This is a genomic window from Dyadobacter jejuensis, assembly GCF_003149085.1.
Classification (GTDB): Bacteria; Bacteroidota; Bacteroidia; order Cytophagales; family Spirosomataceae; genus Dyadobacter; species Dyadobacter jejuensis.
The window spans coordinates 50258-66949 of record NZ_QGDT01000012.1 but is presented as its reverse complement, the minus strand read 5'-3'; the positions used below and the strand labels follow the sequence as shown (position 1 = coordinate 66949).

The window sequence follows — 16692 nt, the reverse complement described above, 5'->3', positions numbered from 1 at the left end:
CCCTATCCACGAAATGAAGGGGCGGTGTGCCCTTGAATCCTGGTCAAATTTAAGTATCTTAGGAAGGTTATCTCTTTGGGGATACCTTCATCGAAAAATTTGAATCGGATATGGATACTAAACTAAGACCCGAGAGCTTGATGATGTCCTATGGCTATAAGCCAGCCCTGTCTGAAGGAGCCATCAAATGCCCTATTTTCCAAACATCCACCTTTGTTTTTCAAACGGCAGAAGAAGGCAAAGCCTTTTTTGAAGTAGCCTATGGGCTTCGGGAAAAACAAGAAGGAGAAGAGCTGGGGTTGATCTACAGCCGTATCAACAACCCCGACCTGGAGATCCTCGAAAACCGGCTGACGCTCTGGGATGGCGCTGAGGACTGTGCCGTTTTTGAAAGTGGTATGGCCGCCATCACCACCGTGCTTTTGGAGTTTCTCAAACCCGGCGATTGCATTCTGATCAGCAGCCCCTTGTATGGGGGAAGCGATCATTTTATCCGAAAAATACTACCCAAATTTCATATTCGTGCCCTCACTTTTACCGTGGGCCAAAGCAAGCAAGACGTAATCCGACTCGTAGAACAGGCCGGTTGTGCCGAATCCCTGGCAATGGTTTATATAGAAACCCCCGCCAATCCGACCAACGACCTGATCGACATTGAAGAGAGTAAAGCCATAGCCCAACATTTTTCTAATCAAGACAAGGAGGTGTATTTGGCCGTCGACAATACCTATATGGGTCCGTTATGGCAACACCCGCTCCAGCATGGAGCCGACCTGGTGCTCTACTCCGCCACCAAATACCTGGGAGGCCATAGTGACCTGATCGCCGGCGCATGCCTCGGCTCGAAAAGCTTGATGACCAGAGTAAAGGGATTGCGAACCTTTTTAGGAAATATGGCCAGCCCTCATACGGGCTGGCTCCTACTCAGGAGCTTAGAAACCCTAAAAATACGGATGGACCAACAAGCCCGGAATGCCGAAATTGTCGCTGACTTTCTCAATGGCCATCCTAAAGTAGAAAAGGTGTATTACTTGGGTAATCTGACCGCCGCCGACGGGCGTGCTATGGAAATAAAGGATCAGCAATGCCTCTCCAACGGAGCCATGATCTCCTTCGACATTCAGGGTGGTGCGCATGAAGCCTACCAGTTTCTAAACTCCCTTAAGCTTATCAAACTCGCCGTAAGCCTGGGTAGTACTGAAAGCCTTGCCGAACACCCCGCCACCATGACCCATATCGACGTAGACACCGACCTAAAAACTCAGCTTGGCATCAGTGAAAAAATGATTAGACTATCCATAGGGATTGAAAACGCAAAAGACTTGCTTTGGGATATTAATCAGGCCCTAGGCGGCTAGTCTTCTAGCACGCGCTCACCCACCAAAATACCGCTTACCCCCCAGTGGCTAAAGCTGTTGCCCTGATCGTTGCCCTGCTGAATGTCCACTTGGATACTATGGCTGCCAGCTTCTAAGGAAGGCAAGGGCACCACATACGGCGCCGTCAGGGTGCCGGGACACCAATTGGACCTGCTTAGGTCGCTTGACGACATTCCATTCCCAAAATTCCCAGAAGCAGGATTGTAAGGCCGGTAGGTGGCACAGTCGGTACGCCAGGGCACCATGTTGAATTGCAGCTGCTGGTTCACCCTGATTTGGTTGAGGATGGGCGTAAACTCGTCGCCTGTACCCCAGCCCCCATGCCCAGTGGTGGTATACAAAAGCTTTAAATTTTTAATATTCTTAGGAAGTTCAAAGTCTACATGCAGACTGTCCGTCTTGAATAGTCGGCCATAATTTTGCCCAGACATCTCCATGATATTGATGGTATTGAACAGGGGCATGACGAACTTTTCGGTTTTTTGAGGCTTTCCATATCCAGGATAAAAATCTAAGTTTAAGGAAACCTTGTGCCCACCCTTATCATAATTCCCTATAAACACACCAATCCATACTTCTTTGCTGGTGGTGGGAAATAGGTCGGTAATATCCTGCTTATAGGTAGCGGCTTGCTTCCAGTCGTAGCCGGCAATAGGCCGTAGATTATTGAAATACCTTACTCCAAAAGACGTAAAGAAACGCATCAGCTCGATTGGGGTAGTATAGCCCCCTTCAGAACGGATCCCTTGGTAGTCCTTACCAGCCTTATCGGTGTATACGGGCAAACGATCCAAACCCTGTACCAAGGCTTGCAACATGCCCGGTTCGGCTCCATCGGCAGGCAGCATAAATACCGATCCAGTACGGTCATAGGCATCCCCATCCGACCAACATTGCATATCTACAAACACCTGATCGCCGTTTTTGACATAATCGGGGATGGTAATTTTTTTAAGAATGACCGAACCCTTCGAAAAACGGTAGGTGGTGTTAACTTCAAAAGTTGGCCCTTGCGGTACGGGGAGGCTAGGATCAAAATTCACCCGCTCTTCTTTAAACACCGGAAGGGTATGGTATCGTGACTTTATTTTTAGTCCTTCCAACTCCGCACCCGACACCAGCTTGGCCTGGGCAATGGGATACGATAATGCTGTACTATTGTCCTCCTTTTCTATAGATATAGCTTCTAAAGTCCGTCCCCCATTGATCATCACTTTAAGGACGAGCGCCTTCGCACTCGGCAAATACGTGCTGTAGGGCGAACCAGGAACGGGCGCGTCTTCGGTGTACCAAACCTCTATCGTATTCGAAAACGAACTAAAAACGGCATATTTGCAGTCGTAACCCATGATCTTCACCCGTTTCTCCCCGAACTTGGGTTGAGGCAGACTGTCGAAAGCCTGGATATGCGCATATAAACCGTCGGCATTGGTAAAGATGCTGGCGATCCGTCGTTTAGGATACTCTATAAAACTTTGCACCTTAGCGTCAGGCTCCGAAAGGTAAAGGATACCGTCCTTGTAAATCGTTTTGACTTTTACCTCCTCCGACTTCTTTCCGGACTGCACCGAGGCGTAGCCCACCGTGGTCGTCTGGGCATTCGATACGGCGTTCGCTAATATTATAAAGATAAGGGATAGGAATAATTTAATTTTCATAGCTCATAGGTTTGGAATACAAATAAACCCAAATTTTCATTAATCACCCTGTAGTTTTTAATTTATTTTAATAAACTAAGCAAGAATATAACCGACACAGAAAAGGCCAGGTCCTACTGATGCAGCGACCTGGCCTTTAATGGTTATACTATTTAGCGAATTCCTCTAGATCATCTGGAAAAACTTAACCGTTCCATCTCCTTCGTTGCTGGTGATCAGCAACCCCATTTTGTTAGGGCTCTTTTCGGCAGGCACGTATATGATTCCTTCCGGTGCACTACCGGTCTTAATCAGCTGTAGGAACTTCGGGGCCGAGGGGTCCGTAAGGTCGTAAATAGCCACGGCATTCACCCTTTCCATGGCTACAAAAGCGACAGGCTTATGGTTGATCCAACCGATGGTTACTCCTTCTGGCTCTACACCTTTATCGTCGGAGCGGTCGTCGTCGTACCATCCAGCGGCTATCACCTTTTCTTCGAGCTCCTTGCCCGACTCATAGATCATGGTTCCCGAGTTGGCGTTAAAAATACTAAATCCACGGCCACCGAAGCCATATAATACATCAAAGTCCTTATCACCATCGGTATCGCCAGCCGTAGTGGTGATCTTTAAGCGACCTAGCTGAGCATCCTTCTGCAAGGTTGAAGCCGTCGGGAAGGTGGTAGGGTCCAACGTTAGGTTCTTAACACGCTCCTCTTCGACGAATCCTGTATACTCTCTAGCGTCCCCTTCGTTGGCTGTTATAAAATAGCCGTTCCCGCCTACATTAAAATAAGCGATGGCATCGGGCATCAAGAAAGACTTTACAGGCCAGGTACTCAAGGCAATTTTACCATCCTTATCACTGGCATCGATGGCGTTCATAGCCAAGTTATAATCCTTCGTTCCCAGGGCATGGATCCGAAGGATAGCCCCATTGATCAGATCGACTTCTGCTACCCCATTATTCTCTTGCAAAGTTACGTATGCCATTTTGGAGTCGTCCGAAATAGCCACATACTCAGGCTCTATATCTTGAGCGAATGAGGCTCCTGGACCGAATATGCGGAAACCATCCTGCATTAAGGTCGCCTTAGCACCTTCCAAATGGCTAAAGTCCAGTGTCTTTACCGAAAAACCATTTGGTATATCGATAATAGAAATCGTCCCCAGCGGATCGACCGTATAGGCGTCATTGGGTTCCCCTTCGTTGGCCGAAACAATATACTTCCCGTCCGGACTAAAAGTGACCATATCGGGTAAGGCACCCACTTCAATGCTTTTGAGTACCTGCAGGGTAGCTAGGTCGATCACGACGATATGACCGTTAGCCTGCTTGTTGGTCGCTTCTACGGCAATAGCCAAGTACTGACCCGACACCGCTACACTGTTGGCAACTCCACCCAAGGCCGACACGTCGATTGGCGACTTTTTGGTAATGGCCGGAAAAGCCGATAGATCCATCACTTCGACCAAGGCTTGATTTTCGTTATTGACCGTAAACAAACGCATGTGGGTAGGGTCGTAAGCCGTAATTTCGGAGGCTGCTTCACCACCCAAATCGATGGAAGCTATTTCCGTAAATTTGCTCGGGTCCTCCTGAACGGGGTTGCCGATTTGATGATCGGTACAAGAATTGAAAAACAGGGCTACAGTGCCCAGAAGTGCGATAGAATTTAATAGTTTCATAGAGTTCGGTTGAATTGACCCCCAAATCTAATAAACCTGATAGCCGCTAATGGACACATTTTTAACACTTAACAAATAAATAATAAAAGGCTGAGAAAGGGTCAGTTGTTTAGTTGACATCCGATAAGGCCTCCATAAATAGGATCACGCGCTCCATCTCATCTTGGGTGAGATCGAGCTGGTCGGCCGACAGGGTTTGGTTGGGTACAGACAAGCCCAGTCCCGCTCCCCCTCCTTGATTATAAAATTCGAGCACTTGCTGCAAACTGTTATAGGACCCGTTATGCATATAGGGCCCAGTGGCGTCTATATTCCGAATGGTGGGGGTCTTGAAGGCATACTGCCATTGAGGGAAGTCGTTATAGGCACCACGACCCCTGTCGGCATCTAGCCGTGGGTGTTGCCAGTCGGCATCTACGGTCACTCCCAAAACTTCGGATTCGGTATTTTGATAATCGGGAGGAACGGTACCATTAAAAAGCGGTATAAAATGACAGGTCCCGCATTGGGCCTTGCCCATAAATAGGTTGAATCCGGCGCGCTGATCGTCGGTAAGGGCTTTTTTATCCCCACGCATAAATGCATCGAATGGCGAATTAAAGCCTCCCAAAGAACGAACAAAGGTCGATAGGGCATTTTTAATATGAATATCGCTAACGGCTTTCGCCTCTGGATAGGCCTTCGTATATAACTTTTGATAGGCTGGGTCTGCTTTTACCAGCGATACAATATGATCCATGACTCCATGCATTTCCTTTTTGTTATGGATCACGTCCGAAGCCTGATCCTCCAAAGAAGGGGATCGTAAATCGTAAAATAGGGCTTGCTGATAGGAGGCATATAGCAATGTAGGGGCATTGCGCTGAATAAAAAGCTGATCGATCCCTCGGCTGGTCTTGAGTCTATCGGTAAAAGCCAAGTCGGGCCGATGGCATGTTCCACAGCTGGTCTGCCCATTACCAGAGAGCCTGGTATCAAAAAACAAGGTTTGACCCAGCAATACCCTGTCAGGAGTGGCTTTTAAGGCATCATTGAGCACCAAATTTTCGGGGTCGAAGGCTCCTTTTTCAAATAAGGTAGCGGCATCACCACGAAGCAGACTTCCCGTCATCATAAAGGGTATCTGGGCTTGGCGCTGGTTCTCATGCAAAGCCTTAGAAATAGGGTTGATATAATCGACAATAAAAGTAGCCCGGTCGAAGGCATTAAAATCATGTTGGCCCTTCAGATATCCCAAAGCCCGGTCGGTGAGTACCTTGATACCATCGACATCGGGTAGCACGGAACTATAAGCGGTAAGATAGGATTGAAAGCTTGCCAGTACGACCTCGCTCTCTCTGATCGCATTGCCCGAAGCTGGGGTATCGAAACCGGATATTCCTAGGGTAATTAGCCGAAACAGCGAGAGCCTCAATGCATCCAAAACCTGGGTGTCGGTGATGGAAGTATCCTTCCACAAGGCTTTAATGCGCTTCAAATGAACCTGTAACTTGCGCACCTCCCTGATTAACTCTTTTTTCTCTAGGGGTTGGTCGGTATATATATACGTTTCGATGACTTGTAAGCCACCGGGCTCAAAAACTGCGTTTTCTGAATCTTCTATTTCGTCTAGAGGCGCACCATTCACAAGCCTTACCGTGGTGGGTGTAAAATAAGCCGCAAAAGCCTCCACCTTTTTGTAGCTTAGCCGTAGCTGTAAAAAATCATTATGGTACCTCTCCAAGGAGCTTTCGTCCCGAATGGTTTGCAAAAATTGATCGTTAAGGGCTATCAACTCCGAAAGCTCCCGGTCGAACTGGGCATGTAGACCTTCTTCCTTCTGCTGGCTACAAGCCAATAAAAAGAAAACCAGTACCCCCAAAGACATAAAAGAAAATCTATTCATGTTTTTTTACGATAAAATAACGCCAAAAGGCCCCCAAAGAAGGCCTTTTGGTGTATTTCTAAAGACTATTAACGAGGAATACCCTGAACGATCACGGTTTGTCCGCCTTCTTTATTGGTAGAGAGACCACTGCCATCTACATCTAAGAATTTGTCATCCACCCAAGTATGAGGATGCAAGTTAATCATAAAGGTACCTGGAACGCCGATAACATCCGAAATATCGATCATGGCTCCATATTCCCAGGAGCTCAATTTCAAGAAGTTGGTAGGGTTATATTTGGCGTTAAAAGCAGCGTCGGTACGACGGTGGTTCATTTCGATCATGGGTTTGCTCATTTTGGTCGCCATAGTGTATTGCCATATTCTACCATCGTGCTGGGTATCCCGATAAAAAGAATCACCATCCTCCTGAACATATACATAGTTTTCTGTCACACAGATATTGTCAGGGTTGACAATAAAATTTCCTGGATCATCAGCGCCATCCATAATTATCTCCAGCTTTCCTTTTAAAGGGTCGGTATCATTTAAACTAAGGTGGTATACTCTACCCCACATCGTTTTGCCGGCTACAGGTGTCACTTTATCCGACTGACTTACACCCGTGGCGGTGAAATAAATGTTTCGACCAGCCCCATGCCCGCCTTTTTTGTAATCCACATCCTCTACCCGAGCAAACTGTATCATTTTTTTATCGACTGTCTGCTGTTGTAGTTCTGCACCGGTACTCGTTTTTACATCGTCGAAAGGAACGAATTCAACATCATACACCGTACCCTTAGCCATATCGGTTTCTACAGGACTTGGCGTGGCTCCCGTACGGCGTAACGCATAAAGCTTACCGTTGTTCAAATCGCCCACGGTTTCGGTCACATAAGCCACCAATTGCCCATCCCCATCGTCTTCTCCAATAATAATCACGGTTTTGCCCGGGAAGGCATCCTTAGGGAGCGGAACGGCATTTTCGGCACTCCATTTACCAAAAGCGGCAACGGTTCTGGTCTTATTCTTTTTGTCGGCAGGAGCCAATATGTCGATAGCATGAGTCATCGATTCGGCTCCACTTTCCCCGGCCGTCAGGAAGAGGGGGCCAAAGCCATGCTCCTCCTTAGTGGCCAAAGTAGCGGAGCATAACCTCCACTGACCGCCTTCAAAATCCACGATATACTCCCCTTTTACGGGTTTCAATTGGTTGTCGAGATATACCCGCGATACAGAACGGTGGATCTCATGGTTGTTGATCATCATATAACCCGATCCATTGGGGTTATTAATAAAAGCGCCTCCATCGGGTTGGGCACCGTAAATAAAGTCTGGAGAATCAGGCAACACATCGTCAGAACTAATCAGGGTCGTAATTTTCAAACTGCTGAAACCATCCAACGATTTGATCAAGGACTCGTTTACCGAACGGTCTACGATTTGGCTAGGGGCTACCGGCGGATTGGTATGATCGGTAGTACAATTTGTCAGGAGCAGTCCACTGCATACCATGGTGGCCATAGCAGACTTAGCGGTGAGTTGGAAATTTTTGGACATTTTGTGCGCGTTTATTTTTGGACAAAGCTAAGCGCACGCGGTTACAAAAATGATTACGCTATTATTAACATACAATGATGTAATTATTGCCGGCACCAACCGTATAGGATTGGCCGGGTCAGGAACGGCGATTAACGAGGGATACCCTGAACGATTACCGTTTGGCCCCCTTCTTTATTAATAGACAAACCACTTCCATCCACATTCAGGAATCGATCGTCGATCCAGGTATGGGGATGAAGGTTAATCAGAAACGTGCCTGGAATACCTACCGCATCCGAAATATCGATCATGGCTCCATACTCCCACGAGCTCAACTGTAAGGAATTGGCAGGATTATATTTGGCGTTAAAGACGGGATCGGTACGCCGGTGATTCATTTCGATCATGGGCTTACTCTCTTTTGTAGCCATATTGTACTGCCATATTCTACCATCGTGCTTAGTTTCGCGATAGAAGGAATCTCCATCTTCCTGAACATAGACATAATTTTCAGTCACGCAGATATTGTCAGGGTTGACGATAAAATTGCCGGGGTCATCTGCACCGTCCATCAGTATTTCCAATTTACCTTTAAGTGGATTGGCCTCATCCAATGTCAGATGATACACCCTTCCCCACATGTTCTTACCGGCCACCGGGTTTATCCGGTCTCCTTGGCTAATGCCCGGAGAAGCAAAATAGATATTTCTGCCTGCACCACGCCCCCCCTTTTTATAATCGACGTCTTCTATCCGCGCAAATTGGATCATTTTTTTGGCAACCGTCTGGGCCTGCAGCTCTGCGCCAAGGCTCGTTTTGACGTCGTCGAAAGGGACGAATTCCACATCGTACAGCGTACCATTGGCCATGTCGGTTTCTACAGGACTAGGAGAATCCCCAGCACGACGGAGGGCATATAGCTTGCCATTATTGAGGTCTCCTACGGTTTCAGCCACATATGCTACCAGCTGGCCGTTGCTGTCGTCTTCGCCGATGATGATCACCGTCTTTCCTGGGTACGCATCTTTTGGAAGGGGAACGGCGTTTTCGGCACTCCATTTCCCAAAGGCGGCAACGGTTCTCGTATTATTTTTCTTTTCGGCGGGCGCCAATATATCGATGGCATGTGTCATCGATTCGGCTCCACTTTCCCCGGCCGTCAGGAAGATGGGGCCGAAGCCATGCTCTTCAGGAGTAGCCAAGGTGGCAGAACACAGCCTCCAATGTCCGCCTTCATAGTCCAAAATGTACTCCCCTTTTATTGGCTTCAAGTCGTCGTTGAGGTATACACGCGACACCGAACGGTGAACTTCATGATTACAGATCATGATATAACCCGATCCATTGGGATTCTTAACGAAAGCGGCACCATCGGGTTGAGCACCATACTTAAAATCTGGAGAATCGCGCAAGGTGTCATCCGAACTAATTAAAGTCGTTATTTTCAAATTACTAAACCCGGGTAGAGATTGGATCAAGGCGGGGGTCACCGACTGATCGACGATTTGGACGGGGGCAACAGCCGGATTGTCCTGTTTAGATGTACAATTTGTTAGGAGTAATCCACTACAAACTAGGCCGGCAAGTGCCGTCTGAGCGGTTTGATGGAAACTTTTAGACATTCTACGGTTTATTTTTATAAAAAGCTAGGGGCACCAGGGCATCACCTGGGTAGGACAATATTAACGAATAAAGATGTAATCACAGGAAAAACAGCCGATTAGCTGTCAATAAAATCGATCGAGAGGAAAGTATACCCCTCAAGAGGTTCCCACCCTACGCCAATACAATCGGCTCCAGCCTACGCAAACACCTCTCGAAGGGCCCCCAGGAGATTATAGTAAAGAGAAAGGCCTGCTTGGTAGTAGAACCTTGCCAGAAAACCGTCCATCAGAAGGCTCGGGACTGAGCCCCCAGCTACCTAGGGAGCTACATGGTAGACCAATAAAGGGATATGGGTATGCACGACCAATTTTTTGGTGAGGCTGGGGTTATACAGTAATTGCTCGAGAAAATCCCTTTTCCGTGTCGATACCACCAATAGATCGGCCCCAGAGTCCTTGCAATAATGATCGATCCCTTTTTCAACTCCTTCGCCGTTGCCCGACTGCACCACCACCTGCTCCTTAGGTATATCAATCGCAGCGGCCCATTGCGCTATCTGGACCTGTTCTTGTGGCTCATCGTGGCCGTGCCCACCAATTTTTATTAAACTTAATTCGGCTTCCAAAGACTTGCTTAGGCTACCTACTGCCGTCGCTATGTCTAATTCACTCGGGTCTAACTGAGTGGCATACACTATTTTTTTTACTTCCTGAGGCGACACTTCCATAGGAACTACAAGGACAGGACAAGGGGCATCTAAGGCGATGCGCGTAGCCGAACTCCCTATCAATTTATCCAAAAAACCGCCACTTCCGGTCCTACCCACCACGATCAGGTCGGCATTGATCTCCTCGGCCACCCGCAATATAGAGGAATAGATGCCATCGGTCGCCCACACGCTTTCGGCTTTAAACCCCTCACTTAGGGCCTCCGTAACATATTCGCTCAACGACCGTCGGGCCTCTGCCTGTTCCTCTTGATAAGTGGGCATACGAGGAATGGATGCCGGGGTGGTTAGGTCGCCAATATAAGGAACATAAGCATACAAAAAAGTGAGAGATGCGCCGGTTTTATCGGCCATTTGTTTGGCCATTACTGTAGCCTTCCGGGCATTCTCAGAGAAATCGATGGGGATTAGTATTTGCTTCATCGTATAGTCCTGTTTAGGTAGTGGTGATGTCGATCGGCCGGTTTGCGCAACAACTACCGTTAAACACCATGATTACCAGTGAAATAATGTCTTACTAAAGATGCAAAAATTATCGATAAAATCAAACAATTTGCCGGGTATTCAGCGCCAAAAAAAGCACCCGAGTCAAGATAGACTCGGGTGCTTAGGCCGTTAAAATGGATACGTTGGTCAGCCAATTGGCTACCGATGTCTCTACTGAGCTACTTGCTTATTTTTTCTGTTTCGATAAAAAAGTAATCAACGACGCAAATTCCTCATAGGAGAGGGCGTTGGCCAGTCCAGCAGGCATCATAGAGTCTTCCATTTCCTGACGCGAAACGATATCCTCTGTTTTGATGGTATACACCTGCCCAGCGATATCGCGCAACACCAGCTTAGTAGCCGACTCTTGGGTCACAAAACCCATATAGGACTTATCCCCTTTGGCGGTAATCAGCACCGAGGCGAAGCCTTGAGAAATGGAAGCATTAGGCTTCAAGATCGACTCCGCAATTTGCTGACGGCTCATAATAGAGCCTATCTGACCCATAAAAGGTCCTTTCATCGTCTCCCCTTTGTTAATGCTATGGCACGCAATACAGCCCTGCATGGTAAACAGCTCCTTCCCCTTGGCGGCATCGCCAGGGATTTTCTCGATGGCTAACATCACATCTTCAATAGATGCCTCGCCTACCTGGCCCTTTTTATTTTTGATTTTCTCCAAATCGATTTTCTTTTCTTCTTTGGCCACTGGCTGTTCTTCTCCTCCAAATTCAGTAATTCCCATACGATTTTTGGCGTTTAAGTCGGCAAAGAATTGCTTACCAGCGTCATCGGCCTTGGCAAACTCTTGCTCCAGCAGTTTTTTTATCTGGGGCGAGGCTGTCCATTGTACCCCCTTGTAGTAAGGACCGTGGGTGTCGGGACGGGTACTCCACCACCAGCTACCGTCATAGTCGGCTTCGATGAGGTAAAGGCGCGACAAGGTCGAAAGAATATCCTTTTTTAAGGGTTCAGCATCGGTTGAAGCATAGGCCGAAATCAACCCTGACACCGCTTTAGGGTCGTGCATATAACGCAGGGCCCATAAGGCCAAGGTGTTGTTTTTGGTCCCTATGGCCTTTACACAAGCATCTACAGCCCCCAAATTGACCAAGGTCCTTACAGCGATATGTGCGGGAATGATAGCCGCATTGGGCGTAGCATGAGGGCCTTCCGTGCCTTTGGCTGGAGCCACAAAAGAGGCCGGTACAGGGGTGGCCAGCAAGGTGGCGGCTACTTCCTTACGATCAAGCCTTCCCAATCCGATCATCGCAGCGATGCGAACCCGCTCCGAAGAGGAGGTCAAACCCTCCAAAAATGGCTCTACAGGAACCTTTGAGGCCCATCCTTTACGATCTGACAAGGCCCTTAATACAGTTTCTTGAACGGCTGGGTCGGCCGCGAGCTTCACCATCGAAGCGATACCTTGCTCTCCTGCCAGCTGGGCATAGGTATATATCCCCGCTACGCGAGCTTCTGGAGACAGGCTAGAGTTACTAGCGACTTTCCATGCCATTTTAATGGCCGATTTGGACGATCTTTTTAATAATTCCTGTTGTGCCGCAAGTCGGGCCACAGCCCCTTCTCCCTGCAACAAGGCGCCCAGTTGCTTCACTGAAGCCTTGCTGACATCGGCAAATGGCCGATAGACCCAGTCTTTGGGAACGGCTCTAACTACGAAACCCTTGCCAGGGTTACCCGAATATCCGGCTCCGTCCCAGGCCGATAGGTACAACCGACCCGACCCGTCCACATCAAGGTCGGTGATTTGAGCCAACTTAATAAACTCTTCTTCCTTTTGTTTGTAGCTTGCCCCGTCGGCGGTTACCCTATGGATATACAGCTGGCTACGGCCCCAGTCGGCCATCATAGGCACTTTATTGAATTGGTCGGGCCAGGTGGGATCGTCCATAAACAAAGCCCCCGTTCCGGACCCACCACCCACGTCGATTAGAGCGGGCAAAATTTCTTCCGTAAAATTTTTGAAAAGCACCGGATACCCATATTCCCCCGATTGGATTTGGTGGCTAAAACGTACGTTCCACCCTCCCCCATCGTTGGTATTGCCCCGAGCGAAGATATTCATCAGAGGGTCGATAGCCAGGTCATAAATGTTTCGAAGGCCATGGGTATACACCTCCATTTCGGTGCCGTCGGGGCGTACGCGTACTATCCCGCCCCCGAGCATGGTAAGCTTGGTTCCGGAGCGGTCTATAGCCTCATGAAACCCAAAATCGCCTACGGCTATATAAATCCAACCATCGATACCCATTCTGATACCATTGGTAGCATGGTCGGTCCCCCTGTTTCGAAGGAAATTGGCATTGCTAATATGCTCAATAAGTGGCTTGGACGGGCCGTCGGCCACGCCATCTTGATCCTTATCCTCAAAAACCACCAGATCCATACCACTGGCCTTGCCAGTTTCTTTGGAAAACACCGTATGCAGTACATACACTTTGTCGCCATTGACTATAATACCCCGAGGGTTGTCGGCTAGGGCGAAAATGGTATGCCGGTCCACTTTCCCATCGTTATCACTGTCGATCAACTTGACGATGCTTCCGTGGTCGGGCTTCTTGCCCAGAGACCCCATCTTATCGACCCCCACATACACGGCACCCCCTGGAGCTACCGCCAAACACGCGGGACTGGGCGTCCACTCAGAGGTCGAGAAATTGGTGATATTCAACTGTTCGGGCCAACTTTTGGCATTGGGCAGCGAGTCGGCCACCGGTGCTACCGATAGGCTAGGCTTATTGGGTTGGCCCATTTCTGGAAAATACCAGAACCATAAAAGGAAGGCGAAAAGAAAACTAGTGGAAATTTTTAACATGCTGGAATAAAAGTACTTGAAAGAATTAGGAATATTGGACTAAGCACCATACAATGCGTCTTATATCATTGTATGCGAGGTCTATCTACCTTTTAAACCGCAAAATAAAACATTTTTATGGCTCCATCAGCTTTACAATCGTGTCTTTTCTACAATTTCTACCAAAATATAGTCCAGAGTGCCTTATCGCCCCTCATTAATGGCCTATTATTTAGAAATGATACATCACACTCACTTTGGCAAAGAAAGGAGTACCTGGAGTGAAATGTATTTCAGAGACGGGTTCTGCTTCATTCTTTAGTCGGCTTTCCGTATCAAACTGCGTTTCCTTCCACTTGGTATTGAATAGATTTTGAATAGACAAGCCCACGGTGTACCGGTCCCACTGCTTATTCAGCTGGAGGTCATTTACAAAATATCCTATGGCCTTTACTGAATAATCATCATTGGCAGGCCTTTGCGCCATATAACGGTAACGAACCGATCCCGTTAATCCATTTTTCATTTGTAAGCTCAGGCCGCCCGTACTGGTAAATATAGGTGCCAAAGGCAAGTAGTTCGACCCTGCCTCTGCAGATAGCGCTCTAGGCTTAGCAGTGCTCAGATCCACATCGGCATATAACGACTTCAGGATCTGATAGCGAATAGAAAGGTCAATCCCCTGTCGGCGCGTCTTGCCTCCAGGCTCCACCACGCCAGCATCTCCTACATATACAAATTCCTGGGCCATCCACAGATACCATAACGAAGCATTCAAGATCATTTTTGGAAAAGGTTTGACCACCAGTCCTAGGTCTGAACCATAGGCCGCTGGCAATATTTGTCTGCCATTTTGGGCTACCACTACCCTGGTATCGTTAGAGTGAAACCCTTTCCCTGTGTTGAGAAACAGCTGAAGCTTGGGATTGAAGGTATAGTAAAAATTCAGCTTTGGAGATAATATTCCCTCCGAGGCACTTTTACGAACGGAAGGGTCTTCTAGCAGGTCGGTATATTGATTATTAAAATAATCGTATCGTAAGCCTGCATTGATGGCCAGTCGATTGGTCACCTGAATCTGCTCATCCAGATATAGCGCGGCATTCATCTCGTTGATATTCCCGTATTTGTATCGCTCCAAAATGCTATTGCGGTTTTTGGTATGAGCCAAGCCTATATGATGTACAAAATCTTGACGAAATTGTGCGCCCAGGGTGGTGGTCCACTGGGTAGATCCTACCTTATGTTGCTGAGAGATACTTCCATTGTATCCCATCAAATCACGGCTTTCCTTTTGGCGAATTTGATCGCCATTGATAGGATCTTCTAGGAAAAAGGTGAAGTTTGAGAACAATTCAAAATCATAATGGCTGTAAAATACCTGATTCTTGATCACAAAATTCCGGGAAGTGACCGTCGCCGTTTCGGCGTTGAAGTTGGTTCGACTGGTGCTGCCTCCCTCGGTAGGGTCAATAGCCCCAAAAAAACCAATCATTCCCGACTCATAGGCCCTGTCAGGGATTTGGCCCGAGGCATCCCATCGGCTCCAGAAAGTAGAGCCCGTTAGGGTCAGCACCGTGTTGTCGGTCAGGTGTCCATGATACTTACCCATGACATTGACCCTATTAAAATGCTGCGGATGATCAAAATAGGAATTGGAAAAGGAGTACTCAGAAGCCAAATAAGCGTTTTGATTGCGATCTCGGCCTTTTTGACCCAACAAATCGATCCCAGCCACGGCTCTAAATGTATCGAATTGCCCCGCTTCCAATTTCACAAAAGACTGCTCCAAAGCATCTTGAGTCTTAAGGTTCACCCATCCAGCTGTCGTAAAATTACCTTTATCGGCATGGTAAGGTCCCTTTTTGAAATCTACAGCCTTAATCATCTCCGGTATTACAAAATGTAAATCTGCATAGCCCTGCCCATGCGCATGGGACACCATATTGACTGGCATCCCGTCTACAGTCAGATTAATGTCGGTACCATGGTCTAAGTCGAACCCTCTGAGGAAAATTTGTTCGGCCTTTCCGCCACCCGCATGCTGGCCGATAAACAAGCCCGGCACCATGCGCAATACTTCCTGGGAATTGTTGATGGGCCTCAGCTTAATATCTACACCACTGATCAACTGATGATCGTGGGGCTCCAACGAAGAAATGGTAACCTCCCCCAACTCGATTTGAGAGGTCATCAGATCGGTGCGGAGTACCATCCTTTCATCATCTTTGATCTGAACGGTTATCGATCGTTTTTTAAAACTAAGATGCGAAAACTCCACGATGTACTCGGCTGCTGCCAAATTGTCGAATTGATACTGTCCTAAGACATTGGTTTGGGCTACCCGTCCTGTCCCCTTCAGGACCACGGTAACATCCTGCAAGGGCATCTGGGTATTGCCGTTATGTACAATTCCAAATAGACTTCCCAAATGGGCATAAGCGGGTATCATGGTCAGCGCAAAAACGGCTATTAGTAATATTGATCGCATTAAAGATTGACTTATTTAGATATTAATGTTTCAAGAAATATGGTTTATTCCATCTCATTCAACGCCCTACTGGTTCCAGTTAGGGCCCACCGAAAATGGCCATTACCCTGCAAGTTTAATAGGTAAGAAGTCCATATAAAATTTTTATTTCCTCACTCCATGCTCCACTACCTGATCCTAGAGCCCCTACGGCTTTGAAACTGAGGGGACACTTAGACGTTTATCGCCTCGATTTTTTTCTATGCAAAAGGCCTCATTTAACAACCACGCATTACTTAGTCTACGCATGGACAAGGGGGAACCTCCCCATTACGCCCCTCGCCCATTCCCGGCCGTGAGGAAGGCCGCTGGAGATAAGGGGGGGGATAAAAAATAATTTTACTCTACCATCACCATAGACTAAATAGTTTTTCATACTATTGCAGCAAAATATCATACAAGCCTAATCAATCAAC

General features: G+C 47.6%; 9 protein-coding genes. 1 reads left to right on the top strand and 8 read right to left on the bottom strand.

The window, feature by feature from the left end:
* The first annotated feature begins 110 nt into the window (after positions 1-110).
* On the top strand, positions 111-1358 hold the full coding sequence (locus tag CLV98_RS18650) for a cystathionine gamma-synthase family protein (protein WP_109676788.1): 1248 nt from the start codon (positions 111-113) through the stop codon (positions 1356-1358).
* On the opposite strand, the gene CLV98_RS18645 is transcribed toward CLV98_RS18650, so the two are convergent.
* The 8 genes from CLV98_RS18645 to CLV98_RS18610 all read right to left on the bottom strand — a co-directional run bounded on the left by CLV98_RS18645 (position 1355) and on the right by CLV98_RS18610 (position 16237).
* Positions 1355-3037 (bottom strand): PNGase F N-terminal domain-containing protein, encoded by a 1683-nt coding sequence (locus tag CLV98_RS18645; RefSeq protein WP_109676786.1) that lies wholly within the window; start codon positions 3035-3037, stop codon positions 1355-1357. The two genes, CLV98_RS18650 and CLV98_RS18645, sit on opposite strands and share 4 nt — an antisense overlap.
* Before the next feature lie 165 nt (positions 3038-3202).
* On the bottom strand, positions 3203-4705 hold the full coding sequence (locus tag CLV98_RS18640) for a choice-of-anchor I family protein (protein WP_109676784.1): 1503 nt from the start codon (positions 4703-4705) through the stop codon (positions 3203-3205).
* A 109-nt stretch (positions 4706-4814) separates the two neighbouring features.
* Positions 4815-6590, bottom strand: coding sequence for a cytochrome-c peroxidase (locus tag CLV98_RS18635; RefSeq protein ID WP_109676782.1), 1776 nt, complete (start codon positions 6588-6590; stop codon positions 4815-4817).
* A 68-nt stretch (positions 6591-6658) separates the two neighbouring features.
* Positions 6659-8131 carry a PhoX family protein gene (locus CLV98_RS18630; RefSeq protein ID WP_109676780.1) on the bottom strand — a complete coding sequence of 491 codons (1473 nt, stop codon included), beginning with the start codon at positions 8129-8131 and terminating at the stop codon, positions 6659-6661.
* A gap of 131 nt (positions 8132-8262) precedes the next feature.
* Entirely contained in the window at positions 8263-9735 is a 1473-nt protein-coding gene (locus CLV98_RS18625) for a PhoX family protein (RefSeq protein ID WP_109676778.1), read from the bottom strand.
* Positions 9736-10034: 299 nt separating this feature from the next.
* Positions 10035-10868, bottom strand: a complete 834-nt coding sequence (locus CLV98_RS18620; protein ID WP_109676776.1) for a universal stress protein — start codon at positions 10866-10868, stop codon at positions 10035-10037.
* Positions 10869-11118: 250 nt separating this feature from the next.
* Positions 11119-13767 (bottom strand): DUF7133 domain-containing protein, encoded by a 2649-nt coding sequence (locus tag CLV98_RS18615; RefSeq protein ID WP_109676774.1) that lies wholly within the window; start codon positions 13765-13767, stop codon positions 11119-11121.
* 211 nt (positions 13768-13978) lie between these two features.
* Entirely contained in the window at positions 13979-16237 is a 2259-nt protein-coding gene (locus CLV98_RS18610) for a TonB-dependent receptor (protein ID WP_109676772.1), read from the bottom strand.
* Positions 16238-16692 lie beyond the last annotated feature (455 nt).